The sequence below is a fragment of the Hydrogenophaga palleronii genome (assembly GCF_031457455.1).
GTDB lineage: Bacteria > Pseudomonadota > Gammaproteobacteria > Burkholderiales > Burkholderiaceae_C > Hydrogenophaga > Hydrogenophaga palleronii_A.
The window spans coordinates 324,379-348,641 of record NZ_JAVDWU010000005.1; the positions used below are offsets into that span (position 1 = coordinate 324,379).

Here is a 24,263-nt window from a genome sequence, read left to right on the forward strand (position 1 = left end):
CGAGGAGACACCATGCCCTTGCAAAGCCAGCCCAACCTCGCCGAACCCGGCCAGCGCTACTTCCGAGACTTCACGCCTGGCGACGACTTCTACGAAGCCCTGATCGACACACATCGCGACCTGAGCGACGAGCAGAGCCAGTTGCTCAACGCCAAGCTCATCCTGCTGCTGGCCAATCAGGTGGGCGACATCGCCGTGCTCAAACAGGCCATGGCGACCGCACGCCAGGGCATCTGACACCCCACACCCGAAGGAGCACTCCATGAACATCCGCAAGATCCACCATGTCGCCTACCGCTGCAAGGACGCCAAAGAAACCGTCGAGTGGTACCAGAAGCACCTGGGTATGAACTTTGTGCTGGCCATTGCCGAGGATCAGGTGCCGTCCACCCACGCGCCCGACCCCTACATGCACCTGTTCATGGATGCTGGTGGCGGCAACATCCTGGCCTTCTTCGAGCTGCCGAATTCACCGGCCATGGGTCGCGATCCCAACACGCCCGACTGGGTGCAGCACATTGCGCTGGAGGTGGACACGGTCGAAGAACTCGAAGCCACCAAGGCCCGGCTGGAGGCCACCGGCATCCCGGTGATCGGCCTCACCGACCACACCATCTTCAAGAGCATCTATTTCTTCGACCCCAATGGCCACCGCCTGGAACTGGCGGCCAACACCGCCACGCCTGAAATGATGCAAAGGCTCGACGACGTGAAGTGGGACATGCTCAACGAATGGAGCCAGACCAAGCGCGCACCCAAACACGCCGCCTGGATGCACGAAAAGGCGTTTGCTACCTGAAAAAACTTTCGGTAAACGGCCAAACAAACCCTCAAGTTCCGCCCAATTCGGTCGAAACAACGGCCAGAACACCCGGCTTGTCTGCCGCGTGCCTCTTGTCGAGGGTGATGCCATGTTGAACTTTTCCGCTTCCCAAGCCGTGTCCTGGCCGACACCGCCGAGCACCGCCGTGCCCGCGGTGACGCCCATCGCGCCCGTGCAACCTGCGCAGGGTGCTGGCCGCGACGCCCAGGCCGGGCTGGGTTTTGGTCAGAATCGACAAGCCGCATACCAGCCCAAGGCCGGCGGCCACCCGCAAGGCGCGTCACAACTGCCCGGAGAAGCCGATCCTTCAGTCCAGGGACAGGCTGGAAAAAGCCGGGAGGGTGATGTGTTGGCCCAACGTGAGGCACAGGAGGTCGCTGCGAAGGAAGCCGAGCAGCGCGCCAGCGACAAGGAAGAAATCCACCGGCGCCTGCGGGAGGTGCTGTCCAATGTGTGGCAGGCCAGCGCCGCGGTGGTGGACCGGGCGCTGGGGCGCGACCCCGCCAGTGAGGCACCCGGATCGTCAACGGGCACATCGTCTGCACTGTCGACCGTGGCCGCTTCGCTGACGGCTCGCCCCGCCTTGTTGCCAGCACCGTCGCCCGCGCCAGACCCCAGCCCTGCTTTGTCAGGTTCCGGGCAGCCCGTGCCCATGACCGATGTGGTAGCTTACGACGAGCACGGCAATGGCAGCGTGCCGCCTCACGAGGCTGGAAGTCTCGTTGACCAGCGGGTGTGATGCCGTCAGCTGCTGCTTGAAGGCAAACGACCACGTCCTCTTGACCGATGGAAGCAGGTGCCTTGAGGGCTCGAACGCTTCCCTGGCATGGCTCTTCGCACCTGCCGCCTGATGAGGCGGCGAGGGAAGGCCCGGCTGGCGTCGGCAGCAGGCTCAGTGGGCGGCGAGCGTGTTGCTGCCGGACAGTTTGAAATGCCCCACCGCCTGCACGAGAAGCTGTGCCTGTGTCTTGAGGCTGGCCGCTGCCGCCGCAGACTCTTCAACGAGCGCGGCGTTTTGCTGCGTGGTCTGATCCATTTGAACGATGGCGTCGCCGACCTGGCCGACCCCAGCGCTTTGCTGGACGCTGGCGCTGCTGATCTCGCCGACGATGTCGCTGACCCGCTGAATCGACGTGACGATCTCCTGCATCGTGACACCGGCCTGATCGACGAGCACCGTGCCTTGTTCGACACGCTCCACGCTGGCACCAATCAGCGCCTTGATCTCCTTGGCCGCTTCGGCACTGCGCTGGGCCAGGTTGCGCACCTCGGCGGCCACCACGGCAAAGCCGCGACCCTGCTCTCCGGCCCGGGCGGCCTCCACCGCAGCGTTGAGCGCGAGGATGTTGGTCTGAAAGGCGATGCCGTCGATCACGCCGATGATGTCGCTGATCTTGCGGCTGCTGTCGTTGATGTCGCGCATGGTCTGTACCACCTGCCCAACCACCGTGCCGCCCTCACGGGCCACGGTGCTGGCGCTGGATGCCAGCTGATTGGCCTGACGGGCGTTGTCGGCGTTCTGGCTCGCGGTTGAGCCCATCTGTTCCATGGAAGCAGACGTTTCCTCCAAAGCCGATGCCTGTTCTTCGGTGCGCTGACTCAGGTCGGCGTTGCCCTGAGCGATCTGCGCACTGGCGGTGGACACGCTTTCGGCGTTGCCTCGCACTTCCCCCACCACTTTCACCAGACTGTCGTTCATGGTCTTGAGCGCGCGCAGCAGATCGGCGGTTTCGTCTTTGCCGTGGACCGTGATCTGTGATGTCAGATCGCCGGCGGCCACGGTCTCGGCCACTTTCAGCGCTTCATTGATGGGGTGGGTGACGGAGCGCGTGATGCCGATGGCAATGCCAATGCCCAGCAGTATCGAAAAGACGGTGGCAGCCACCATCACGATCTCGACAAGCACTTCGAGTTCGTGGGCCAGCTTGAATTCTTTTGCAGCCACGTCGATCTGTAGTTGGACGAGCTTGTCGGACAAGCCAATGGCGGTCTGGGCCAGGGGGTCGAGCTTGTCGCTGTAGACCTGCCGGGCACCATCCAGATCACCACCTCGCACCGCTGCCAAGACGGCCTGCAAGCCATCTTTCACGAAGGCGTCGCGGGCTGGGGCATAGGCCTTGGCCAACTGCGCCTCCTCCGGGGTGTGGTGAGTGGCCATGTAGGTATCCCAGATCTGGCCGATGCGTGTGGCGTTGGTCTGGATCTGGGTCTGGTTCTGTTCCAGGGTGTTCGGGTCGAGCATCGAGTCCATGACAAGCACACGGTTGCGCATCATCAGGTTGTTGATGCTGGCCAACTCGCCGAGCGGTACGGTGCGGTCTTCGTAGATCGTTTTTACCTCTGCAAACAGCTTGGCCGCGCCCATGAAGCCGGTGGCTGCCATGCCCCCGATAAGCAGCAGCATCACGCCGAAGCCCAGGCCGAGCCGTTTACCGATCTTGAGATTTGAGATGATTCGCATTTCTGCTCCTTGGTGGGTTGCCGGTATGAGGGCCGCCTTCAAGGGGCACATGCCCTCTGTCGATGGGATACCGTCCCACCTCGGGTTCTTGTGAGTGGATCTCCGGACCCGGGCCGGGTCAGCGGGAGGATGGACTCACTGTCAGTGTCGGCGAGCTTGCGGAAAGCCAAAAGTTGAAAATGACGCGTTGTTGACCCGCATTTTTTTGCTTGCGCGGTGTGCTTGCGCAGCCCCCGAGCGCCTGGCCAAGGGGACTCCACCCTTCGAGAGGGGATCAGGCGGTGACGCGAAACCCGGCGTCAACGCACTTCGCGCACGCCGAACTGACCCAGTGCTTTCTGTGTGTGCTCCATGTCGTGCCGGAGCTGGAAGCTCAGGCCGCCGGTGCAAGGATCCTCCCCCTTGTGCACCATCTCTTCGATTCGGGCCGCGGTTCGAACGATGGCCCGGAAACCCATGAGCATGGCGGTGCCCTTGAGCTTGTGGGCGTTGTAACCCACCGCCGCGAGATCGTGGTTCTCCAGCGCCGTGAGCAACACATGCACCGAGCCTTCAGGGGGCTTGAAGAGGGTGGTGAGCAGTTCGGCGAGCGTGTCCTCCGGCATCAGGGAGGCGATGTCGGTGAACGACTCGGAGTCGATCAGGGTGGAAGGGTCGAGCTCGTCGGGCAGGCGCACGGGCAGCTCGTAGGCCGAAATCGGAAACAGGCCGCCGAGGCTCGAGTGCAGTCCGGCGCCCTCGGCTTCGGCGGTCTCCAGTTCCAGCAGCCCACAATGCTGCAACGCCCGTTGCAGGTCTTCGGCCTGCAGCGGCTTGCTGGTGAAGGCGTCGACACCGACCTCGCTGGCACGCTTGCGCGTGTCGTTGACCACATCGGCGGTGATCAGGATCACCTTGGTGCTCGCCGCCGGCCCGTCGAGGGCACGGATGGCCTCGGTGGTGGCGAGTCCGTCGAGCACCGGCATGTGGTAGTCGAGCAGCACCGCGTCAAAGCGCTCCTGCCCAAGCAGGTCCAGCGCCTCCTGTCCGTTTTCACAGAACACCGCGCTGTGCCCCATGTTCTCCAGAAGGATGCTCATGTACTTGAGGTTGATGGGATGGTCCTCGGCCACCAGCACACGCAGGGATGAGGCGGATCGGCGCGCCTTCGGCTGGTCGGGGGTATCCAGAGGCGGCGCCACCGTTTCCGGAAGGGTCAGCGTGACCGTGAACACCGACCCCACGCCAGGCTGGCTCTGCACCTCGATGTCGCCACCCATCATGCGGGCAAGGCTGCGTGAGATCTCGAGGCCCAGTCCGCTGCCCCCTGCGCGACGGCGCAGCGAACTGTCGGCCTGGTAGAAGCGTGAGAACAACTGCTCGAGGGTGGCGTCATCCATGCCGGCACCGGTGTCGCGCACGGTGATGACCACGCCATCGCGCTTGTCGGGGACCCGCGCGACCTCCGCGATCACGCTCCCTGACGAAGTGAACTTGATGGCGTTGCTCAGCAGATTGAACAGGATCTGGCGCAGCCGGGTGGCGTCGGCGAGCACCCATTCGGGCAGGTCGCTGGCGGTGTAGACGTTCAGGTCCAGCCCTTTGTCCAGGGCCGATCCCTGCATCAGCGCTTCCACGTCTTGAACGAGGCTCTTCAGATGGATGGGCGTGTGCGAGAGTTTGAGCGTGCCGGAGTCTAAGGTGGCCACATCGAGGATGTCGTTGAGCACACCAAGCAGGTGCAGCGCGGAATCCCGGGCGGTCTGAATGTAGTCGCGCTGCCGGCCGGTCAGGTTGGGTTCGTCCAGCAGGTCGAGCATGCCCAGAAGCCCCTGGAACGGGGTGCGGATTTCGTGGCTCATGTTGGCCAGGAACACGCTCTTGCCGTGGTTCGCCTGCTCGGCCTCGTCACGGGCATGCGCCAGCCGGTTGCTGAGCTTTTGCAGCTTCTGGAACTGCCGGAACTGGCGGCGCATGTGAAGCACCGCCAGTGCACCCAGGCCGGTCGTGCCCAGCACCATCAGACCGACGAGCAGCCATTCCAGTGTCGCGAGTCGCTGCACCTGTTGCTGGTGGGTCTCCAACAACTGATCAGACGCCTGCGACATCAACTGGACCTGCTGCCACTGCACCCATGCCCATGGCAGCAGGGTGAGCGCCAGCAGCACGGCCAGGGCGGCAGCCCAGTGGCGGCCCCGCCAGCGCGCCATGTTCAAGACCTTACCCATGGCACCCACTCGGGTCGATCGCAGCGCCGACGTGCGCGCAGGCAGACACCACCAGGAACCGGTGGGGCCATGCGGCAGAGTGGCAGCGGCAAAGTTGATTCATTAAGGCGCTTGAAAGTCCGATGGGTGCCGCAGGTCACGAGACAGCGAAGGGTAGAGCCACAGGTGGATCACCGGTTCCACAGCACAAGAAAAACGCTTCGACGAGGGTAGCATTTTGCATACCACGGATAGCAGTACGAAGGTACGAGCCGGCACCAGAGGATGCAGTGGTTCGTATGTGCCTGGCGGGTGATGGGTGCAGTTGGCAGAGCTTCGGTGCGCACCGGGTGCTCATCAGGCAAGCTTGCGATCGAGAATCTGGTGCATGGTCTGCTGGGTCGACTCGCTGTCGCGCCGCAATTGTTCACACAGGATGTGTGCATCTGGCTTTTGACCTTTCTGGGTCAGGCCTTCGATCAGACCGGCCGTCTTCGCAATGGCCCGGAAGCCGATCAGCGTGGTGGTTCCCTTGAGCTTGTGAGCACTGTAGGCAATGGCGCTGAGATCGTCGCCCTGCAAGGCGCGAAGCAACTCCGGTATCGTCCCTTGAGGCTCATTGAACAGTGTGCCCATTAGCTCGAGCAAGGTCTCTTCGAGCATGAGCGAAGCGATTTCGTTGAACGACTCGCGGTCAATTGGCGGGTCCTGCGGGAGGTTTTCAGCCATGCGAACAGGCAACTCCGAGGCCGACACCGGAAAGGGCGATGAGTGGCGGAAAGCCTGCACAATGCTTGAGTCGGAGGGTATGTCGTCTGGCTCAAGCAGTCCACAGTGCAGCAGGGCCAGGTGAAGATCGCTCGCCTGCAATGGCTTGCTGGTGAACTCGTCCACGCCCACTTCAATGGCACGTTTGCGGGTGTCGTTCACCACATCGGCCGTGACCAGAATCACCTTGGTACGGGCCGCCGGCCCCTTGATTGCCCGGATCGCCTCTGTGGTGGCCAGGCCGTCGAGCACCGGCATGTGGTAGTCGAGCAGCACCACGTCAAACGGCTGCTTCTGCAGCATTTCAAGGGCTTCCTGTCCGTTCTCACAGAACACGGCATCGTGTCCCATGCGCTCGAGCAGGATGCTCATGTACTTGAGGTTGATGGCATGGTCCTCAGCCACCAACATGCGCAGCCGTCGATGGTGAGGGCTCTCGACCAGAGGAACCAGCGCAGCGTTGCCGGGTGGGGCGCACACCGGCAGGCGCAACGTGACGGTGAAGATCGATCCGGCGCCCGGCTTGCTTTTCACCGCAATGTCGCCTTGCATCATGCGGGCGAGATTGCGCGAGATCTCCAGTCCCAGGCCGGTACCGCCAGCGCGCCGGCGCAGCGAGTTGTCCGCCTGGTAGAAACGGGTGAACAGGTTCTGCACCGTGTCGGCGTCCATGCCCATGCCGCTGTCGCGTACCCGGATGGCAATGCCATCGCTGCTCTCACGCTGACGCTTGATCTCTGCGATCACACTGCCCTCGGTGGTGAACTTGATGGCATTGCTCAGCAGGTTGAACATGATTTGACGCACTCGCGTGGCATCTGCTTGCACCCAGACGGGCAGATCGTTGGCGACCGACACCAGAAGGGTCAGACCCTTGTCGCGTGCAGCCACCCGCATGAGACCCTCGACCTCCTGCACCAGATCGCGCAGATGGGTCGGACCTGGCGAGAGCTTGAGGGTGCCCGACTCCATGGTGGAGACATCCAGGATGTCGTTGAGCACGCCCAGCAGGTGCATGGCCGAGTCGCGGGCGGTGTGCAGGTAGTCCTTCTGCTGGTCGTTCAGCCGGGCGTCGTCGAGCAGACTCAGCATGCCCATGAGTCCTTGAAACGGGGTGCGGATCTCGTGGCTCATGTTGGCCAGGAAAACGCTCTTGCCCTGGTTGGCCGCCTCGGCCTCATCGCGTGCCACCTCCAGCGCCTGGCTGAGCTCCTTGAGCTTGCTGTTTTCCTGCTTCTGGCGCCGCACGTGGTGCACCAGAGCGGCGACCAACACCATCAGCAAGCCGGCCTGCAAGGTGGACAGGACGATCACCAGAATACTCTGGTGCCTGAGCTGCAGGTTGCGCTCGTCGACGAAACGGGCCACTGCGCGGTTGGCCTCCTGCGTGAGCGCATGCAAGCTGGGCTTGAGCCGTTCGGCGCTCTCGCGCAGGGCCTGCAGTGCGTCGGCATTGGTCGGCAAGGTGTCGGAATGCGCAAAGAGCGGGTCGGCCAACGCGGTGAACGCGTTCACCTGCTCCGTGGCCCGTGCGTAGGTGGTTGAGGCCTCCAGCAAATCCTTGCGCGGCATGTCCGTGACCAGTTGGATGCGACTGAAAAACACCTCGTAGCGCTCCAGCAGATCCGCACCGCTCACGGTCGATCCTGGAATGGACGCCTTCTGGAGACTGTCGTCGAGGCGGTTCAGCTCGTAGCCGAGCTGGTAAGACTGCCACATCATGGACTCGAACTGGTGGCGGGAAACGTCTTCGATCATGCGCGCCTGCTGCCACTGGATCCAGGCCAGTGGCGTGAGCGTGATGAACACCACCGCGGTGACGACCATGGCCCATTGGCGGCGGCGCCACGTCGACGTGTTCCACCGGAAAGTCACGGTCGCACGTCCAGGGACTTGAGTTGCCAGATGGAGCGCTCGTAGTACACGGAGGTGCGCAGCGCGGCATCGCGGTCGAACGGATAAATCACGAACAGCGGACCCTTGTCGCGCACGGCCATGGGCTTGCCGTCCAGCAGACGCGCCACGATGACCTGGTGTGCACTGGCGTCGGCCATCGGAATGGTGATGGTGTAGTCGTTGATGGCCGAAGCGCGGATCGAGCCACCCCGGGCCTTGACGGCCGCGAGCACATCCGCCAGCAACGGACCGGTGAACTGCACAGGCCGATCAAACCAGGGCGTGCGCGTGGTGAAGCTGTGCTGTGGCAACGCTTCGATCATCTTCATGTCGAACCGCGCCACCTCACCGGCATTCTTGACGCCGATGGAACCAGAGATGGTCAAAACGGGCCGTTCGGTGGGGGCGTCCAGTGCGTAGGCTGAGGCGCACAGCAGGCCGGACTGGGTCAGCGCGGCAACGAGAAGAAGGGTGCGACGGGTATTCATGTGACACGCGGGACTATAAAAACGCTGAACTTAAGTAGCCGGAGCGCAAAAACCCGATGAGTAAGACAACCGCTTTCCAGGGCACCCGTGGAACCGGCTTTGCCGGGCCACTGGGTGCGCCTCCCGTTTGGGGGGTGACGCCGAAGGCGGCGCGGGGGGGCGTCCTGTCCTGCGCGGGGGAAGTCAAATCCGATGCCTTACGGCCGACGGGTTGCTTGCCAGGCGACTCAGCAAGGCCGGCGCGATCTGCTGCAGCGGCAGCACCTCGTGGGCCGCGCCGTACTGGATGGCCATGCGCGGCATGCCAAACACCACGCAGGTGGCTTCGTCCTGTACGTAGTTGTAGCTGCCCGCATCCTTCATCTCGCGCATGGCCTGTGCACCGTCAGCACCCATGCCGGTGAGCATGATGCCCAGGGCGTTGGGTCCCAGCACGCGGGCGGCCGACTTGAACAGCACCTCCACCGATGGTCGATGGCGGTTGACCGGCTCACTGTCTTCCACCACGGCCACGTAGTTGGAGCCACTCCGGTCGATGCGCAGGTGGCGCCCGCCGGGGGCAATGTAGGCATGACCGGGCAGGATGCGCTGGCCGTCCTGTGCCTCGGCCACGCGGATCTTGCACAGCCCGTTCAGGCGCGCCGCGAAGCTGGTGGTGAAGCCCGGCGGCATGTGCTGGGTGATCACGATGGCAGGTGCATCGGGCGGCATGGGCACCAGCACCTCGCGAATGGCTTCGGTTCCACCGGTGGACGAGCCAATGCAGATGATTTTTTCGGTGGACATGCGCGGCAACGGCGCACGTGGGGGCTCCGTACCCGCGCTGCTGCCCGGGGTGGTCTGTGTGCTCGCTGCGCTGGCCGCCGGGGTGGCCAGACGCCGCACATGGGCGGCCGCGGCCACGCGGATCTTGTCGACGATGTCGCCCGCCAGTTCGTTCAGACCGCTGCTCACGCCGATGCGAGGCTTGGCCACAAAATCCACCGCGCCCATTTCCAGCGCCCGCAGTGTGATGTCGGCACCCTGTTCGGTCAGCGTGGAGACCATCACCACCGGCATGGGTCGCAGGCGCATGAGGCGGGAAAGAAATTCCAGCCCGTCCATGCGCGGCATTTCCACGTCCAGCGTGATCACGTCCGGGTTGAGTTCGCGGATCATCTCGCGCGCGACCAGCGGGTCGGACGCAGCGCCCACGCACTGCATGTCGTGCTGGCGGTTGATGATCTCGGTGAGCAGACTGCGCACCAGCGCAGAATCGTCCACCACCACCACTCGGATCTTGGCCATTTTTTTGTCTTCCTCGATTTAGAAGAGATCCACGGAACCACCCGATGTGGTCTTGGCCACGGTGATTGCGCTGCCCTTGCGTTCCTGCGTTTCCAGTGTTTCGGGGTGCGAATGCGCCAGCCGTTTGCACATGGCCTTGCCGGTGGCGGGGAAGTAGCACACCTTGCGCGGGTGGATGTCGAGCACGTCCTTGGAAATGATGGCGATGCGCTCGGTCTGCAGGTAGTCCAGCACGAACTGGGTGTTGCGTTCGCCCACGTTCATGGTGGTGAAGGTGTGCATCACCTGGCCGCCACCGAACACCTTGGCCTGCATGTGCTCGCGACGTGCGCCCAGCTTCATCATCTCGTTGATCAGCAGCTCCATGGCGTAGGAGCCATAACGCCCGGAGGTGTCGCCACCGCCTTCAGGCAGCATGAAATGGTTCATGCCACCCACGCGCACGCGCGGGTCCCAGATGCACGCGGCGATGCACGAGCCCAGCACCGTCATGATCAGCATGTCGTCCGTGGTGACGAAATACTCGCCCGGCAGCACCTTGACCGCGTCGTGGTGGAAGTGATGGTCGTGATAAAAAAACGAGGCCTCCCCCGGCTTGGGGGTACGCGCCTTCAAGACGTCCAGCCGCGTGGTTCTCGCAGCGGTGGGCATGCCGTTACCCATGCGGTGGTTGGCCAGGGCAGAGGCCGACTCAAACGCGCTCATAGACGGTCTTTCCGCGCAGAACAAACAGATTGCGCGCGTCGCTGAAGTTCTCCGCGTGACCAACGAAGAGCATGCCGCCCGGTTTCATCACCCGGTGGATGCGCTCCAGCACCTGGCGCTGGGTGGCGGCATCGAAGTAGATCATCACGTTGCGGCAGAACACCACATCAAAGGGCTCCCGGAACGGCAGGTCCTGGATCAGGTTGACCGTGAGGAACTCCATGTGCTTTTGCAACTCGGGCTTCACGCGCATGAAGCCGGCGTTGGTGCCCTTGCCGCGCATGAAATGGCGCTGCAGCTGTTCCTGCGAGAGGCCCTTGACGCCTTCGCTCTTGTAAATGCCGCGCGCGGCGGTGGCCAGCACCTTGGTGTCGATGTCGCTGTTGACGATCTGGAACGTGCCGCTGGCACCGAGCGCCTCGGTGGCGGTGATGGCGATGGAATAGGGCTCTTCGCCGGTGGAGGCGGCCGAGCACCAGATGCGCCACGACTGTGTGCGCTTGGCCGCCAGCAGCTCAGACAGGATGCTGAAATGGTGCTGTTCGCGAAAGAAGGCGGTCAGGTTGGTGGTCAGCGCATTGATGAATTCCTGCCACTCGGCACCGTCGTGCTGTTCCAGCCAGTCCAGGTAGGTCTTGAAGCTGGCGTGACCGGTTTCGCGCAGGCGGCGCGATACGCGGCTGTACACCATGGCGTGCTTGCCGTCGTGCAGGCTGATGCCTGCTTTCTTGTAAATTAGCGCCTTGATGCGCGAAAAATCGGCATCGCTCCATACGAACTCACGGCCTTCCACCAGCGGACCGTCTTCCGCCAGGGCCTGTCGGGGCGCCACGATGGGCGCCCGCCGGGGTGAGGGAGTCTGCTGCAGCATCGAAGGATCCTGTTTGTTGTGGAGGCTGGCTGGAACGGATGCAACTGTTGCTGGCATCGTGGTGGCTTGCCTTGACCATCAATGTCTTGAGCGGCGAATCAGACCGGAGGTGTCGAGGATGAGCGCGACCTTGCCGTCGCCCAGGATCGTGGCGCCGGAGACATTGGGAACCTTGCGGTAGTTCGACTCCAAGTTCTTGATCACCACCTGTTGCTGGCCCAGCAGCTCGTCGACCATCAGCGCCACGCGCGAGCCATCGGCTTCGACCACGACCATGATCGGGCTGGTGCCGTTGAATTCGAAGCGCGGCACCTGGAACACGCGCTCCAGTTCGATCACCGGCATGTATTCGTCGCGCACCTTCACCACCTGGGCGCCTTGGGCCACGGTGTTGATGTCGCTGGGTTTGATCTGGAACGACTCGATCACACTGGCCAGCGGGAGGATGTAGACCTCTTCGCTCACCCGTACTGACATGCCGTCCATGATGGCCAGGGTGAGCGGCAGGCGCACCTTCACGCTCATGCCGAAACCTTCAGAAGAGTCGATCTCTACCGTGCCATTGAGCGCGGTGATGTTCTTCTTCACCACGTCCATGCCCACGCCACGGCCAGACACGTCGGTGACCTCGGCGGCGGTGGAGAAGCCGGGCGCGAAGATCAGGTTCCAGACCTCGTTGTCGCTCATGCTGTCGGGTGCGTCGATGCCTTTTTCGCGCGCCTTGCTCAGCAGCTTCTCGCGTGACAGGCCCTTGCCGTCGTCACGCACCTCGATGAGGATACTGCCACCCTGGTGACTGGCCGAGAGCGTGATGGTGCCGTGATCCGATTTGCCGCGTGCCCGGCGGTCTTCGGGCATTTCAATGCCGTGGTCGCAGCTGTTGCGGATCAGGTGGGTCAACGGGTCGGTGATCTTTTCGATCAGGCCCTTGTCGAGTTCGGTGGATTCACCGTGCGTGATGAGTTCAACTTTCTTGCCCAGCTTGGCTGCCAGGTCGCGAAGCATGCGCGGGAAGCGGTTGAACACCACCGACATCGGGATCATGCGGATCGACATCACCGCTTCCTGCAGGTCCCGGGTATTGCGGTCCAGGTCGGCCAGATCGGCCAGCAGCGGCTGGTTGGCACCGTTGTCGAGCGCACGGCTTTTTTGCGCCAGCATGGCCTGGGTAATCACGAGTTCGCCCACCAGGTTGATGAGCTGGTCGACCTTGCTCACCGAGACGCGCAGCGTGCTCGATTCGAGCTGGGCAGGTGGCGCCACGGCTCGTGGTTCTGCCTTGGCGGTGGGCTTGGCGACGTCGCTGGCGGTGGCATGGGCGGCCGCGGCTGCGGGCACTCCAGCGGCAGGCACGCCTGGTGCGCCGTCAAAGAAGCCAAAGTCCTTGCCTTCCTGGGCAGGGGTTGCCGCTTCAGTGGCCAGGGTCTCGGAGTCGGCGGGCGCGCTCGCATCCACGATGCGGATCTGTTCGCGGCTCACATGGAAGGTGAACAGGTCCAGCAGGTCGGTGTCGCTGGCGGTGGTCTGCGCGCGGAAGACACGCTTGTCCGTCTGGTCGCAGGGCAAGGTCTCGATCGTGCCCAGGCCGGGAATATCGCGGAACAGTTCGGCGATGCCGTCGGCCTGTGACAGGTTGTCCACCGGGCCGATGTGAATTTCCAGGTGGCGGGCTGAGCTGGCGGGCTTTGCGGCCGCCACTGGGGCGGGAGCTGGTGCAGGCATGGCCAGCGTGACGGGCTGGAGCACTTCCACTTCATCAGACGGGCCGCCATTGGCCAGGGCGCTGATTCGGCTGACCAGATCGTGTGTGGCGGGCGTCTGCACATCACGCCCCTGGTGGCGGGCCAGCAGCAGGCGCAAGGCATCCGACGATTCCAGCAGCACGTCAACCATGGCGGCCGTGGGTTGCAATTCATGGCGACGCAGCTTGTCCAGCAGCGACTCCATCTGATGCGTCAGCTCGGCCACGTCGGCAAAACCGAAGGTCGCGGCCCCGCCCTTGATGGAATGTGCGCAGCGAAAGATCGCGTTGAGCTCTTCGTCGTCGGCTTTTTCCAGGTCGAGCTGGAGCAGCATCTGCTCCATCTGGTCCAGGTTCTCACCCGCCTCTTCAAAGAAGATCTGGTAGAACTGGGTCAGGTCGAAGTCGTCGCCAGCGGCCTGACCTTCGTTCATCATTTCACCCATGGTGAAGCTCCTTGGCTGCTTTGCGGAAACGCGCGTGTGTAAAGGTCTTGTCCAGAGACACCGAGGAACCGGCTTTGCCGGGCCTCAGGTGTCGCCCCCCTTCCAGGGGGGTGGCGCCGAAGGCGACGCGGGGGGTCATCTGATCACCTTTTGAATCACTTCGATCAGCCGGCTTGGATCAAAAGGCTTGACCAACCAGCCGGTGGCTCCGGCGCTGCGGCCGGCCTGCTTCATCTGGTCGCTGGACTCGGTGGTCAGGATCAGGATCGGGGTGGCCTTGAATTTGGGGTGATCGCGCAGTTTGCGCGTCAGACCCAGGCCGTCCAGACGAGGCATGTTCTGGTCGGTGAGCACCAGATCAATCGTGTGGGTTTGGGCCTTCTCGAAGGCGTCTTGACCGTCCACCGCCTCCACCACGTGGAAACCTGCTCCCGTGAGCGTGAAAGAAACCATTTTGCGCATGGAAGCCGAGTCGTCTACGGCAAGGATCGATAGCATGGAGCCTCCGAATTTCGAATAAATATCGACAGAATCTGGGTGAACTTGAACGTTTCCGGGTCAAAACAGTTCGATGGAGCCGGCGTCCATCTCGTTTTGGGCCACCGGGCTGGGGCGATCGGGCATGGGATTCAGACTGGCCATCGGAATTTCGTCTGCTTCGGGTTCCATGACCTCTTCGGCCAGGCGCCAGGCGCAGCCTTCCAGCACCTTGCCGGTGTGTCCCAGCAGTTGGGTGGCCATGTCGTGAAACTGCAATTCCGTCACGGCCTGGTGCAACTTCAGGCGAATCTGACTGACATCGTCGTTCTGATCCATGGCCAAATGCCCCAAAGCCTTTTCTGCTGCACCAAAGCGTTCCAGCAGGTTGGTGGTGGCGTGATCGAGCAGGCCTTCCAGCCGGTTCAGGTCGGTCATGGCCATGAACAGGGCGTCTTGCAGGTCGGCCACCACGCTCACAGGCAAGCTGACGGACGGCAAGGACTGCTGCATCGGTGACGGGTCCATGGTGTGCTGGTGTGGTTCGGTCATTGGAGTGGGCAGTACAATTTTCTGCAACTGGTTGTCGCTGTATCGGCAGATAACCGGCCAAATTCAGCGGCATCTCTGCGCATAGGCGCAGGACAACGCGATTGACAGCGTTCTGCGGCGGTCCATTCATTCCCCCAAACAGGCCCTAGAGCGGTATGAGCGAGACAAGCGACAAACCCACCGTCCGCATCCTCCATCTGGAAGACTCCCGGGTGGACCACGCGCTCGTGAAGTTCGCCTTGCAGCGCAGCCAGCTGGCCTGTGAACTCGCCCTGGTGGACACGCTGGACGATCTCCTGCGGGAATTGGCCACGGGCAACTACGACATCGTGCTGGCCGACTACCACCTGCCCGGATTCACCGGACTGGATGCCTGGGACCGCGCCCGTGAGACAGGCAGCGACCTGCCTTTCGTGATCCTCTCTGGCGCCATTGGTGAAGCGGCGGCGGTGGAAGCCATGCACCGGGGGGTGAGTGATTACTTGCTGAAAGACAGCATGCACCGGCTCTCGCATGTGATCGAGCGGGCTCTGGAAGTGAGCCAGACCCGCCGCGCCAAGGCCCAGGCCGATGCCGAGCTGGCCGACTCGCGCCAACGGCTGGCCGAACTGGCCGAACACCTGCAGGCATCCATCGAACAGGAGCGGGCCGACATCGCGCGTGAGATTCACGACGACATTGGCGGTGCGCTGGCCGCCGTGAAGCTCGATCTGGCCTGGGTGGGGCGGCGCGCCCGCGACGAAGACACCCTCAGCCATGTGAACACCGCCATGGAAATGCTGCAACACGCCCTGGGCGCGAGCCAGCGCATCATGATGAACCTGCGCCCGCCGATTCTTGATCAGGGGCTGGTGGCGGCGGTGCAGTGGCTGGCATCGAGCTTCGAGCGCCGCACCGGTCTGCCCGTGGTGGTGCGACGCTCATCCGAGTACATCGACGTGCCCCATGCAGTGCAACTGGTGGCCTACCGCACCGCTCAGGAAGGGCTCACCAACATCAGCAAGCACGCGCAGGCCAGCCATGTCGATATCGATCTCAGTGATCGCGAAGGTGTGCTCACCCTCGAAGTCACCGACAACGGCTGCGGCATGGGCCCGGATGCGCTGCGCAAGGCCAAGTCGTTCGGGCTGCTGGGTTTGAGGGAGCGTGCCGCCAAAGTGGGTGGCTGGCTCGATGTGAGCTCTTCCCCCAGTGGGACGGCGCTGATTCTTTCGGTTCCCCTGACGTCAGACGCGATGCCGGGTGAGAACGATCACAACTTACAGGAGCCTCATGATCAAAGTGATTTTGTGTGACGACCATGCGGTGGTGCGTCGTGGCATCCGCGACACCATCTCTGAAGCCGTGGACATCCAGGTGATCGGCGAGGCCGGCAGCTACCCCGAACTGCGCGAGCAGATGCGCAAGAACCCCTGCGACGTGCTGGTGCTGGACCTGAACATGCCCGGGCGCGGTGGCCTGGAAGTGCTGGCCGCGTTGAAGGAAGAGGGCTCCACCGTGAAGACCTTGGTGGTCTCCATGTACCCCGAAGACCAGTACGCCATCCGCTGCCTGCGCGCAGGCGCCCGGGGCTACGTGAATAAGGCAGGCGAGCCGGCCGAACTGGTGGCGGCCATCCGCACCGTGCAGCAAGGCCGAAAGTACGTCACGCCCGAAGTGGCGCAGATGCTGGTCGACACCCTGAACAAACCGGAAGACGAAGAGCTGCACGCCAGCCTGTCGGAGCGCGAACTGCAGACCCTGCAGAAGATCGCCACCGGTAAGAAGCTTTCTGAAATTGCCGAAGAACTGATGCTCAGCCCGAAAACCGTCAGCGTCTACCGCGCCCGCGTGCTGGAAAAACTGCACCTGGCGAACAACGCCGAGCTGACGGTTTATGCCATCCGCAACGGAATTGTCTAAGAACTCCCCCTCGCTAGTGGCCGGGTCTTGCTCCCTCGCCCCTTTGGGGAGAGGGCGGGGGTGAGGGGCCCGCCAGCGAGGTGGCAACTTCAACGCCTGTAGGCGCCGCCCGGCAAGAAGACAGCACCTGCTCAATAATCAGGCGATGTCTTCTTCCCAATCGATCTGGAGCCCCCTTCGACAGCCCGCCTTTCGCGGGCTGTGGCTTTGTGGGGCGGTGTTCTTCATCGGGGCGGGTATGCAGACCATGGCGGCTGCGTGGCTCATGGTCGAACTCACGGGGTCTTCCTTCCTGGCCGCACTGGTGCAGACGGCGGTGTTTTTGCCCATGTTCCTGCTGGCGCTGCCCGCCGGTGTGCTGGCCGACACCACCGATCGGCGGCGGCTGATTTCCGGCGCCTTGCTGGCACAAGTGGCGGCCTGTGCCCTGCTGGCGATCCTGGTGCTGGCCGGCTGGGGCGGGCCGGCTTCGGTGCTGTTTCTGGTGTTCGTCTGTGGCTGCTGCACGGCGGCCATCACGCCGGCGTGGAATTCTTCGGTGGTGGACCCGGTGCCTCGCGCTGAATGGCCGCAGGCCATCACCGCCATCGGTATCGCCTACAACGCGGCCCGCGCCATCGGCCCCACGCTGGCCGGTCTGCTGTTTGCGCGGTTGGGTGCCGGCTGGGTGTTCATGGTGACGGTGTTCACCACGCTGGTGATGTGGGAGTCGATCCGGCGCTGGCCGCCCAAGGCGCACCCACCATCCACCTTGCCACCCGAACGCCTGTGGGGTGGCACGCTCAGCGGCCTGCGGTTTGCCTGGCACTCGCGCATCATCCTGGCGCAACTGGTGCGGGTGATGGCGTTCAGCGCCGCCGGCTCGGCCCTGTGGGCGCTGCTGCCGGTGATCGCGCAGCGCCAGCTGGGCACCGGGGCCGAAGGTTTCGGCCTGCTCATGGGCTGCCTGGGCACCGGCGCGGTGGCCTCCGGTCTGGTGATTGGCCGGTTGCGTGCGCGCTTCTCGCTGGACAGCATCGTGGCCAGCAGCTGCGTGGCGTTCGCGTCCGTGATGGGGGTGGCCGCGTTCGTCAGCCTGCCCTGGCTGGTGTACGTAGCCATGGCTGTGGGCGGTGCGGCGTGGATGGCCACCATGTCCACCTTCAACACGGCCACGCAGGCCAGCGCGCCACCGTGGGTGCGTTCGCGCGCGGTGGCGCTGCACATCGTCTCGGCGCTCGGCGCATTCGCCATCGGCTCGGCGTTCTGGGGCGCGGTGTCCGACATCGTCGGCCTGACACCGGCCTTGGTGATCGCCGGCGTGCTCATGGCCGCCGGCCTGCTGCTGGTGCGGCCGTTTCCGCTGCGCGTGGGGGCCGACCATGAAGTGACCCAGGGCACGCCCTGGGACGAGCTGTTCCTGGAAGCCGAACCCAGCCCCGAGGCCGGCCCTGTGGCGGTGGAGGTGGGCTACCGCATCCGCCCGGGCGAAGACAAAGCCTTCCTGGACACCATCGCCCGGATGAAAGCGCCACGGCGGCGCGACGGCGCCACCTTCTGGCGTGTTTACAAAGACCTGGGCGAACCCTCGCGCTACGTGGAGCGCTTCATCGTCACTTCCTGGGCCGACTACCTTCACCAGCGCGCCCGCGCCACCATGGCTGACCGCGCCATCGAGCTGGACGTTCGCGCCTTTTTGGCACCCGGCGAGCGGGCGCTGATGTCGCACTACGTGGCCGAGCGCTGACGACAGTGTGGGGGCGGGGCCTCAGAGCACCAGCATCCCCACAAACCAGGCCAGCGTCACCACCTTCCATCCCGGAGAACTCTCTGGATGGCGCCACACCGCCGCCAGCAGCAGACAGTTCCAGGGCAGTGGGGCAAAGTGCACGGCCACGGCCCAGACCGCACTCACGCCCATGGCCAGCAGCGCCAGTGCGCCCAGGCTGCCCAGCAGGTTGAGTAGCGAACCGATGACGAGCACGTGACGCCACAGCAAGACGCGCAGCGGCACGCGCGCGTGCCAAAGATCTTGCACGAACGCCGCCATCGATGGTGCGGGAGCGGTGCTCACGGCGCGTTGTGATCCCTGGTGTCTATCTGGTCTTCCACCGATGCCAGCGGTGTGGCCAGCACCTTGTCGATGGTGCGACCATCCATGTCCACGATCTCCAGCCGCCAGCCTTCCCAGGTGACCGTGTCGGTGACCTTGGGCAGGCGCCCGGTGAGCAGCATCATCATGCCGCTGAGGGTGTGGTAGCGGCCACGCTCTTCGTCGGGCACCGCGTCCAGCATCAGGCGGTCTTTGAGTTCGGGCACGGGAATGTGGCCGTCGAGCAGCCAACTGCCATCTTCGCGCTGCATCGCCCAGGAGGTTTCCGGGTCGCGGGGGCTGAACTCGCCGGTGATGGCTTCGATCAGGTCCTGCAACGTGACGATGCCCTGAACCTCGCCGTACTCGTCGATCACGAACGCCATGTGCACGTCGGACTGACGGAAGTTGTCCAGCAACTCCATGCCCGTGATGGTCTCGGGTACGTATAGTGGCGGTTGCAGGGGCTGGTCAGAGAGGTCCCGTGAGCCGCCGCGCAGCGCCTGGGACAGCCACTTTCTGGCATTGACCACGCCCGTGAGGTTGTTCATGTCGCCACGAACCACCGGGAACCGCGCATGGTCCGAAGCTTCCACGCGGGCCATGTTGACCTCGAACGTCTCGTCGAGATCCAGCAAGACCACGTCGCTGCGCGGCACCATCAGCGAGCCGATCTGCCGGTCGTCCAGGCGGAACACATTGCGCACCATGGTGTGTTCGTGCGACTCGATCACGCCGGCGGTGGTGCCTTCGGCGAGCATGGCGTGGATCTCTTCTTCCGTGACAGCGCTGCCGCTTGATTCCTTCACACCGAGCAGGCGCAACAAACCTTTGGTGGAGATCGAGAGCAGCAGCACAAAGGGTTTGGTGGCAATGGCCAGCCAGTCGATGGGCCGGGCCACCCAACGGGCCAGCGTCTCCGGGTGCGACTGGCCGATGCGCTTGGGCACCAGTTCACCCACCACGATGGAGAAGTAGGTGATCACCACCACCACCAGGCCGGTGGCGGCGTAGGCGCTGTACGGAGTGGGGACGCCGATGACGGTCAGCCACGTGGCCAGCGGTGCGGCCAGCGCCGCCTCTCCCACGATGCCGTTGAGCACACCGATGGAGGTGATGCCGATCTGGATGGTGGAGAGAAAACGCGTCGGGTCTTCGCCGAGCTTGACGGCGGCCACGGCCGACTTGTCGCCTTCGTCAACAAGTTTTTGCAGGCGCACCTTGCGGGCGGAAACCAGCGCCAACTCCGACATGGCGAACAGGCCATTGAGCAGAATCAGCGCGAACAGTATGGCAATTTCCATGATGGTGAGGGTGAGTGAGCAGGTGAATATGGCGATGAAAGGTGGTCAGACCGGGCTGAGGATGCCCGCGCCCAGCAACCCGAATACCAGCAGACCGAGCGCAATGCGATAGACCACGAAGGGCATGTAGCTGCGTGTGGACACCAGCTTGAGGAACCAGACGATGACGCCATAGCCGACAACGAATGCCACCACCGTGGCCAGCGCGGTGGGCCCGGGGGCGATGGGGCTGCCGTGTTCCCAACTGCGGTAGAGCTGGTAGAAGCCCGATGCCAGCACGGCGGGGATGGCCAGCAGGAACGAGTAGCGTGCGGCCGCCTCGCGGGTGTAGCCCATGAGCAGGCCGGCCGTGATGGTGCCGCCAGACCTGGAAACGCCCGGAATCAGCGCCATGGCCTGTGCCAGGCCGAACAGCAGGCCATGACCCCAGGTGAGCTGATTCAAATGCCGTTCGCGCGCGCTGAAACGGTCGGCCAGGCCGAGGATGAGCCCGAAGCCGATCAGCATGGCCGCGGTGATGTACAGGTTGCGAAGGTGGGTTTCGATCGCATCCTTGAACACCAGCCCCAGCACCGCAATGGGCAGCGTGCCGACGATGATCAGCCAGCCCATGCGGGCATCCGGGTCTCGCGGCCCCCGGGTCTGTGTGAGCGAACGCCACCAGGCCAGGAAGATGCGCACGATGTCGTGGCGGAAGTACAGCAGCACCGCCGCTTCCGTGCCGATCTGTGTGATGGCGGTGAAAGCGGCGCCGGGATCGCCGCCTGAGGGCAGCAGCGGGCCAATGATGCGCAGGTGCGCGCTGGAAGAGATCGGCAGGAACTCCGTCAGGCCCTGGATCAACCCCAGAAAGGCCGCTTCTGCCCATGCTTGTAGGCCGCTCATGGCACAAGCGGTGCCGTTGGGAGGACACAGTGTATGGGTTCAGGCGGTGCGAGCAGGTGGAACCTGGTGCGTGTTCGGGGTGGCTTCATGGTGGGTTGCGAGGAATGGCTGGACAAGGAAAGGAACGAGGTGCCATCGCGTCTGCTCTGGGGCACCGGCCGCGTGAGCTGGTCGGCTCGGTGGTGTGGCCAGGTGGCAGTGGCGCCCTACGGGGCAGGGCGCGTGCAAGCGTTTAGGCGCCGGTTGCCCTGGGTGGCCGCAATGGGGTGTCCAGCGAAGGGGGCGCCCTGTGCGCAGCCAGATACTGGATGGCGCGCCCAGGCTCTACCGGCTGGCGCAGGACCGACACCAGACGGGGAAGGGTGTCGGGCAGATCGGGCAGATCATCCATCAGCCCATGCGTGAATGGCAGCGGAGCAGATGTCGAAGCATGGGCGCCGCTGCAGAATTCCGGTGCCAACGCAGACGACGACGCAGCGATCCATGTGGCCTGCGCTGTTGCCTGCGGGGCAGCTTCGCCCAAAGAAAACGCGCTCACATTCAGAACGAAATGGAGCGCGAAGAACGCAATGAGCCAGCGGTGCATGGTTGTTGCAGTATAGCCAAGGCCCCCTGGGCCGCGCGTTGCAGGCCGACAGAACGATTGCAGCTTGCCCTGCTCCCCTTTTGGCAGAGCGATGTGTGCACTGGGGTGCCTGCAGGGTGGCTGGTGGTGCGATTTGCATCAACAGTGGGCCGGGAGTTTCAGGCGTTGAGGGGTGCCATACTGGCCCGTCATCGACCACTCTCAGAGGTACCCCATGCGCGGCATGCTCGATTTCAGTTCGTGGTCCACTGTGCTGACCACGGTGCTCAGCCTTGTGCTGGTGTCCCTTGTGTTTGTTGGCATTCGCCTCTTGTTCATGCAGACGTTTCAACGTCGCCGCGAACGCGAGAACCGCCAGATCAACGAGCGTCTGAAGGTGCTGATCGCTGCCTACAAGACCCTGGGTGGATCGTTCACCGGTGTCTTGACGGTGGATCCGGCGCACCTGCGGGACCTGCGACAAGGTGTTGCCCCGGACGACGGGACGGATCTGGACACCATCGCCAGCGCGTCAGAACGCCGCAGACGCATACGCGATTCGGTCGAGGCAGCGCTCTCTGATGTCATCCTGCTGGGCACCGAAGAACAGGTGCAGCTTGCAGCACATGCCGCCAACGAAATGGTGATGGGGCGCAATGTTGAGGTGGCTGCGCTGGTGGTCTCACTCCGGGATTTCATCCGCCAGGCCCTTGATCTGACCCCTGTGCCGCCTGGCACTGTGGTTCCCAACCAGGGGCCATTGCGAGTGAATGCAGGCGGGGGTAGCGCCCGGCGCGGTGGAGGTGCCGAAGCACGCGGCGGGCGAGGTGGCGGGGGTGCTGGTGGAGGTGGTGCCGGCATGGGGATCGGTGTGGGCGTGGGCACCGAGGGTGCTGCGTCGGCAGCAGGCACCAGCCGGGTGGGCGACACGAGCTGAAACTTGAATCGCTTCAACGGGGAAGCTGGCGCACCGAAGTGAACTCGTAGGTCAGCGACTGGATCGTTCCGCGCCAGTAAGGTTTACGACCGCCTTCTTCAGGCGGCAGCAGCCAGGCCACTTCACCCGTCAGGGGAATCTGCATGCCGTCACGCTCCTGGTAGTTTGACCATCGGCCTTCCCACGGTCGCATGTCGATCTTCCCGCCCACCGTTCGTCCGCGTGCTTCTGACCGCACCGATTCGATCAAACCTTGTGCATTGAAGGTGAAAGTCAGCGTGAGCGCCAGCGCGCCGTCGGTCAGGGTAGCTCTGGCAGATTGTTCGTCTACCGCTTCCCACAACACGCCCTGGCTCGGCAGCAGGGCGGTGGGGTACCAGGCCGCTTCGGCAAAGAAGCGCATCAGCTCGCCTTCAGCCACCTCACCTGTACCGCGCAAGTCCAGCAGTGTGAACAGGCCGAGCATGGCGGGATGCAGAATGCCTTCGCCGGCAATGTAGGCGTCGTGCACCCGCACGCCCAGTCCCGGCAACACCTTGATGTGGGCATCCCACACAAAGCCCGGCCGCCGTGTCACCACGCGCTGAAGGGATGTGAACGGCTTCCAGTTGTCGACGCTCTCACCCATGTTGAACATGCCGGTGTGATCCACCGACGCGGCCGTGACGATGGGCACACCGTCGCGCAGTGCAGCACGGAAGTAGCGTTGCACCACCGGTGGCAGGTTCTGGATCTCTTGCGCATCGAATCGCGCGGCATTGGGCGCCAGCTTTGCCACCTCCAGCCGATCCATCAGGGACTCGGTCAAGCCACGCCATTTCCACTCGCCGAACACCGTGAGCGCGACAAATGCCAGCGCGCTGATCAGCAGGATGCCCAATGCGATCTTCAAGAATCCCATGGCTGTTTCTCACTATGCGTTGCGGTGGAAGGCGGACGAGGCAGCACCTTGGTGGCCTCGTCTTCGATGACTGGCACGACCATGGTCACCGCTCCGTGCCGGGTGAACATGGTCTGCCGATTGAGCCAGACCACCAGCAATGCAGCCACCACGAAGAAGCAGGTGTCGTAGGGGTGAGCGTCTGGCCACAGCGGGTTGTTGGCCTGGAAGTGAATCAGCGCCGGCAACAGGATGCTGCCGCGTGAAGTGTTGAACAAGGGCGTGACGATCACGCTGATGGCGGTGGCGCCGACCAGAAACGGCATGAACGACCAGGCCCCCTGCGGCGTGCCACTCAGGAGAAAGGCGGGGACGTGCCACACACTCCACACCAGGCCCAGAAGCAGGCCGGCCCACAGTGGCGCCAGATGCCGCTGCAGCAGTGGCAACGCCAACCCGCGCCAGCCAAGCTCCTCCACCGGGCCGATCACCAGCGTCAGTGCCAGCGCACCCAGCATCGGCGCCAGGCCATCAAAGGGAAACGGTTCCTGGAAGAGATCGCCTTTCACCGCAGCGCCCGCATAAAACAGCAGAGGCATACCCAACAGAATGAAGGCCATCCAGGCCGGAGGGCAGCGCCACAACAGCAGCCGCGAGAGATAGCGCCGAACACCGATCCAACCCACGTGGTACCCGACGACGACCAGCGCCGCCATCGCCGGTGCATACACCGCCAGGATGAACAAGGGATGGTGACCGGTGAGCGGGCCGAACCACCGTGTCATCTGGTTGGGGAGAAAGACAAACAGGGCGATCAAACCCCATGCCCAGCCGAAAGCGATCAGGAGGAAGGGCCACAGCGCCGATGACGGCATGCGCCTTTGCGCTGCTCGTGCGGAACCGGTTTGCATGACTTGCCTTCGCGTTGTCCACAAACGCTCACATTAGGACATGCGGGAAGGGCCGGGGTTGACGTGTGTCATGTCTCATGCGTCGCCGCTGGCATGTAAGGAAGGGG

The 24,263-nt window shown here is 63.7% G+C and carries 23 protein-coding genes; 7 read left to right on the forward strand and 16 right to left on the reverse strand.

Annotated elements, in window-relative coordinates; translation table 11 throughout:
- Positions 1-12 precede the first annotated feature (12 nt).
- From J2W49_RS14150 to J2W49_RS14160, 3 genes are all read left to right on the forward strand, one after another.
- Positions 13-237, forward strand: coding sequence for a DUF2783 domain-containing protein (locus J2W49_RS14150; protein ID WP_310317172.1), 225 nt, complete (start codon positions 13-15; stop codon positions 235-237).
- A gap of 25 nt (positions 238-262) precedes the next feature.
- Positions 263-799 (forward strand): VOC family protein, encoded by a 537-nt coding sequence (locus J2W49_RS14155; protein ID WP_310317175.1) that lies wholly within the window; start codon positions 263-265, stop codon positions 797-799.
- A gap of 112 nt (positions 800-911) precedes the next feature.
- On the forward strand, positions 912-1,562 hold the full coding sequence (locus tag J2W49_RS14160; protein ID WP_310317178.1) for a hypothetical protein: 651 nt from the start codon (positions 912-914) through the stop codon (positions 1,560-1,562).
- 153 nt (positions 1,563-1,715) lie between these two features.
- Here J2W49_RS14160 and J2W49_RS14165 read toward each other — a convergent pair whose 3' ends face one another.
- The 10 genes from J2W49_RS14165 to J2W49_RS14210 all read right to left on the reverse strand — a co-directional run bounded on the left by J2W49_RS14165 (position 1,716) and on the right by J2W49_RS14210 (position 14,701).
- Positions 1,716-3,284 (reverse strand): methyl-accepting chemotaxis protein, encoded by a 1,569-nt coding sequence (locus J2W49_RS14165; protein ID WP_310317181.1) that lies wholly within the window; start codon positions 3,282-3,284, stop codon positions 1,716-1,718.
- Positions 3,285-3,583: 299 nt separating this feature from the next.
- Positions 3,584-5,491 carry a sensor histidine kinase gene (locus J2W49_RS14170; protein WP_310317184.1) on the reverse strand — a complete coding sequence of 636 codons (1,908 nt, stop codon included), beginning with the start codon at positions 5,489-5,491 and terminating at the stop codon, positions 3,584-3,586.
- 336 nt (positions 5,492-5,827) lie between these two features.
- On the reverse strand, positions 5,828-8,113 hold the full coding sequence (locus J2W49_RS14175) for an ATP-binding protein (RefSeq protein WP_310317187.1): 2,286 nt from the start codon (positions 8,111-8,113) through the stop codon (positions 5,828-5,830).
- Positions 8,110-8,622 carry a putative pterin-binding protein gene (locus tag J2W49_RS14180; protein WP_310317190.1) on the reverse strand — a complete coding sequence of 171 codons (513 nt, stop codon included), beginning with the start codon at positions 8,620-8,622 and terminating at the stop codon, positions 8,110-8,112. The genes J2W49_RS14175 and J2W49_RS14180 overlap by 4 nt, the downstream gene beginning before the upstream one ends.
- Positions 8,623-8,805: 183 nt before the next feature.
- Complete coding sequence (locus J2W49_RS14185; protein ID WP_310317193.1) at positions 8,806-9,909, reverse strand: protein-glutamate methylesterase/protein-glutamine glutaminase; 1,104 nt, start codon at positions 9,907-9,909, stop codon at positions 8,806-8,808.
- An 18-nt stretch (positions 9,910-9,927) separates the two neighbouring features.
- The gene (cheD, locus tag J2W49_RS14190; RefSeq protein ID WP_405001027.1) at positions 9,928-10,560 is read right to left on the reverse strand and encodes a chemoreceptor glutamine deamidase CheD; all 633 of its coding nucleotides are present in this window, start codon (positions 10,558-10,560) and stop codon (positions 9,928-9,930) included.
- A gap of 40 nt (positions 10,561-10,600) precedes the next feature.
- Entirely contained in the window at positions 10,601-11,482 is an 882-nt protein-coding gene (locus J2W49_RS14195; RefSeq protein WP_405001028.1) for a CheR family methyltransferase, read from the reverse strand.
- Positions 11,483-11,563: 81 nt separating this feature from the next.
- Positions 11,564-13,672: a chemotaxis protein CheA gene (locus J2W49_RS14200; protein WP_310317201.1), complete on the reverse strand. Its 2,109-nt coding sequence runs from the start codon at positions 13,670-13,672 to the stop codon at positions 11,564-11,566.
- A 135-nt stretch (positions 13,673-13,807) separates the two neighbouring features.
- Positions 13,808-14,170, reverse strand: a complete 363-nt coding sequence (locus tag J2W49_RS14205; protein WP_304914627.1) for a response regulator — start codon at positions 14,168-14,170, stop codon at positions 13,808-13,810.
- Between the two features lie 60 nt (positions 14,171-14,230).
- Complete coding sequence (locus J2W49_RS14210) at positions 14,231-14,701, reverse strand: hypothetical protein (RefSeq protein ID WP_405001024.1); 471 nt, start codon at positions 14,699-14,701, stop codon at positions 14,231-14,233.
- A 155-nt stretch (positions 14,702-14,856) separates the two neighbouring features.
- Here J2W49_RS14210 and J2W49_RS14215 point away from each other — a divergent pair, with 155 nt between their 5' ends.
- The 3 genes from J2W49_RS14215 to J2W49_RS14225 all read left to right on the forward strand — a co-directional run bounded on the left by J2W49_RS14215 (position 14,857) and on the right by J2W49_RS14225 (position 18,329).
- On the forward strand, positions 14,857-15,996 hold the full coding sequence (locus tag J2W49_RS14215; protein ID WP_310317204.1) for a hybrid sensor histidine kinase/response regulator: 1,140 nt from the start codon (positions 14,857-14,859) through the stop codon (positions 15,994-15,996).
- Positions 15,974-16,603, forward strand: coding sequence for a response regulator transcription factor (locus tag J2W49_RS14220; RefSeq protein ID WP_310317207.1), 630 nt, complete (start codon positions 15,974-15,976; stop codon positions 16,601-16,603). The genes J2W49_RS14215 and J2W49_RS14220 overlap by 23 nt, the downstream gene beginning before the upstream one ends.
- Before the next feature lie 127 nt (positions 16,604-16,730).
- The gene (locus tag J2W49_RS14225; RefSeq protein WP_405001029.1) at positions 16,731-18,329 is read left to right on the forward strand and encodes an MFS transporter; all 1,599 of its coding nucleotides are present in this window, start codon (positions 16,731-16,733) and stop codon (positions 18,327-18,329) included.
- A gap of 21 nt (positions 18,330-18,350) precedes the next feature.
- Here the strand turns inward: J2W49_RS14225 and J2W49_RS14230 are convergent, their stop codons facing one another.
- The 4 genes from J2W49_RS14230 to J2W49_RS14245 all read right to left on the reverse strand — a co-directional run bounded on the left by J2W49_RS14230 (position 18,351) and on the right by J2W49_RS14245 (position 21,449).
- Complete coding sequence (locus J2W49_RS14230) at positions 18,351-18,656, reverse strand: hypothetical protein (protein WP_310317212.1); 306 nt, start codon at positions 18,654-18,656, stop codon at positions 18,351-18,353.
- Positions 18,653-19,978 (reverse strand): hemolysin family protein, encoded by a 1,326-nt coding sequence (locus tag J2W49_RS14235; protein ID WP_310317214.1) that lies wholly within the window; start codon positions 19,976-19,978, stop codon positions 18,653-18,655. The genes J2W49_RS14230 and J2W49_RS14235 overlap by 4 nt, the downstream gene beginning before the upstream one ends.
- Positions 19,979-20,023: 45 nt before the next feature.
- Positions 20,024-20,863 carry an undecaprenyl-diphosphate phosphatase gene (locus J2W49_RS14240; RefSeq protein WP_310317217.1) on the reverse strand — a complete coding sequence of 280 codons (840 nt, stop codon included), beginning with the start codon at positions 20,861-20,863 and terminating at the stop codon, positions 20,024-20,026.
- Positions 20,864-21,095: 232 nt separating this feature from the next.
- Complete coding sequence (locus tag J2W49_RS14245; RefSeq protein ID WP_310317220.1) at positions 21,096-21,449, reverse strand: hypothetical protein; 354 nt, start codon at positions 21,447-21,449, stop codon at positions 21,096-21,098.
- Positions 21,450-21,663: 214 nt separating this feature from the next.
- Between J2W49_RS14245 and J2W49_RS14250 the strand changes: the two genes are divergently transcribed.
- Positions 21,664-22,365, forward strand: a complete 702-nt coding sequence (locus tag J2W49_RS14250; RefSeq protein WP_310317223.1) for a hypothetical protein — start codon at positions 21,664-21,666, stop codon at positions 22,363-22,365.
- A gap of 13 nt (positions 22,366-22,378) precedes the next feature.
- Here J2W49_RS14250 and J2W49_RS14255 read toward each other — a convergent pair whose 3' ends face one another.
- Positions 22,379-23,266, reverse strand: coding sequence for a DUF6920 family protein (locus J2W49_RS14255; protein ID WP_310317226.1), 888 nt, complete (start codon positions 23,264-23,266; stop codon positions 22,379-22,381).
- Complete coding sequence (locus J2W49_RS14260) at positions 23,254-24,156, reverse strand: CPBP family intramembrane glutamic endopeptidase (protein WP_310317229.1); 903 nt, start codon at positions 24,154-24,156, stop codon at positions 23,254-23,256. Before J2W49_RS14260 ends, J2W49_RS14255 begins: the two co-directional genes overlap by 13 nt.
- Between the last annotated feature and the right edge of the window lie 107 nt (positions 24,157-24,263).

Coding starts and splice junctions, on each gene's coding strand:
- cheD (WP_405001027.1), bottom strand. CDS start 10,560: ATGCCCACCGCTGCGAGAACCACGCGGCTGGACGTCTTGAAGGCGCGT.
- J2W49_RS14150 (WP_310317172.1), top strand. CDS start 13: ATGCCCTTGCAAAGCCAGCCCAACCTCGCCGAACCCGGCCAGCGCTAC.
- J2W49_RS14245 (WP_310317220.1), bottom strand. CDS start 21,449: ATGCACCGCTGGCTCATTGCGTTCTTCGCGCTCCATTTCGTTCTGAAT.
- J2W49_RS14160 (WP_310317178.1), top strand. CDS start 912: ATGTTGAACTTTTCCGCTTCCCAAGCCGTGTCCTGGCCGACACCGCCG.
- J2W49_RS14180 (WP_310317190.1), bottom strand. CDS start 8,622: ATGAATACCCGTCGCACCCTTCTTCTCGTTGCCGCGCTGACCCAGTCC.
- J2W49_RS14215 (WP_310317204.1), top strand. CDS start 14,857: ATGAGCGAGACAAGCGACAAACCCACCGTCCGCATCCTCCATCTGGAA.
- J2W49_RS14255 (WP_310317226.1), bottom strand. CDS start 23,266: ATGGGATTCTTGAAGATCGCATTGGGCATCCTGCTGATCAGCGCGCTG.
- J2W49_RS14170 (WP_310317184.1), bottom strand. CDS start 5,491: ATGGGTAAGGTCTTGAACATGGCGCGCTGGCGGGGCCGCCACTGGGCT.
- J2W49_RS14235 (WP_310317214.1), bottom strand. CDS start 19,978: ATGGAAATTGCCATACTGTTCGCGCTGATTCTGCTCAATGGCCTGTTC.
- J2W49_RS14210 (WP_405001024.1), bottom strand. CDS start 14,701: ATGACCGAACCACACCAGCACACCATGGACCCGTCACCGATGCAGCAG.
- J2W49_RS14250 (WP_310317223.1), top strand. CDS start 21,664: ATGCGCGGCATGCTCGATTTCAGTTCGTGGTCCACTGTGCTGACCACG.
- J2W49_RS14260 (WP_310317229.1), bottom strand. CDS start 24,156: ATGCAAACCGGTTCCGCACGAGCAGCGCAAAGGCGCATGCCGTCATCG.
- J2W49_RS14185 (WP_310317193.1), bottom strand. CDS start 9,909: ATGGCCAAGATCCGAGTGGTGGTGGTGGACGATTCTGCGCTGGTGCGC.
- J2W49_RS14220 (WP_310317207.1), top strand. CDS start 15,974: ATGATCAAAGTGATTTTGTGTGACGACCATGCGGTGGTGCGTCGTGGC.
- J2W49_RS14240 (WP_310317217.1), bottom strand. CDS start 20,863: ATGAGCGGCCTACAAGCATGGGCAGAAGCGGCCTTTCTGGGGTTGATC.
- J2W49_RS14205 (WP_304914627.1), bottom strand. CDS start 14,170: ATGCTATCGATCCTTGCCGTAGACGACTCGGCTTCCATGCGCAAAATG.
- J2W49_RS14155 (WP_310317175.1), top strand. CDS start 263: ATGAACATCCGCAAGATCCACCATGTCGCCTACCGCTGCAAGGACGCC.
- J2W49_RS14200 (WP_310317201.1), bottom strand. CDS start 13,672: ATGGGTGAAATGATGAACGAAGGTCAGGCCGCTGGCGACGACTTCGAC.
- J2W49_RS14165 (WP_310317181.1), bottom strand. CDS start 3,284: ATGCGAATCATCTCAAATCTCAAGATCGGTAAACGGCTCGGCCTGGGC.